This is a genomic window from Campylobacter sp. 2018MI34, assembly GCF_016598975.1.
Taxonomy (GTDB): domain Bacteria; phylum Campylobacterota; class Campylobacteria; order Campylobacterales; family Campylobacteraceae; genus Campylobacter_D.
This window is the reverse complement of sequence record NZ_JAENKS010000066.1, coordinates 1-628: the sequence shown is the minus strand read 5'-3', so window position 1 is coordinate 628 and position 628 is coordinate 1. Positions and strand designations below refer to the sequence as shown.

At 22.0% G+C, this 628-nt stretch carries 1 protein-coding gene; it reads left to right on the top strand.

Annotated features, from left to right (window positions below):
• Window positions 1-628, top strand: a 628-nt coding sequence (locus JG676_RS07740; protein WP_200217863.1) for a glycosyltransferase, incomplete at both ends; no start/stop codon positions are given.

Here is a 628-nt window from a genome sequence, read left to right as displayed (position 1 = left end):
GATTGTGATGCTATTTTTTTAGAAGATATAGCTAAATGTTATAAAATAAATTTAGAAAATAATTTGCTAGGCGTTGTGTTAGATATAGAAATTCAAAGAACATATTTTTTAAAAGATGAAGAGTGGAATAAAAAATTTATTAATTATTTAAAAAATGATTTAGCTCTTAAAAAAATAGAAAATTATTTTCAAAGCGGTTTTTGTATTTTTAATATACAAAAATGTTTAGAGTTTAATTTAATGGAAAAATGTTTAATTACTCTTAGTAAAATAAAAAAACCAATATATGTAGATCAAGATATTTTAAATAAAGTTGCAGAAGAAAAAGTGTATTATATTGATTTATCTTGGAATGTTGAAAACCATATTATGGTATTTGATAGAGCAAATTTAGATAATTTTTCAAAAGATATTTTAAAACAATATTTAAAATCTTTAAAAGAAGCTAAATTTTTACATTTTTCTGGCTATCTTAAGCCTTGGCAAAATCCAGTAAGTTATAATGCTCATCTTTGGTGGCACTATGCCAGATTAACACCATTTTATGAAGAGATTTTATTTAAAAATATCACTCAAAATAGTTTAAACGTAACACAAAATAACTTTAATTTTATTTCACAAGGGGCAA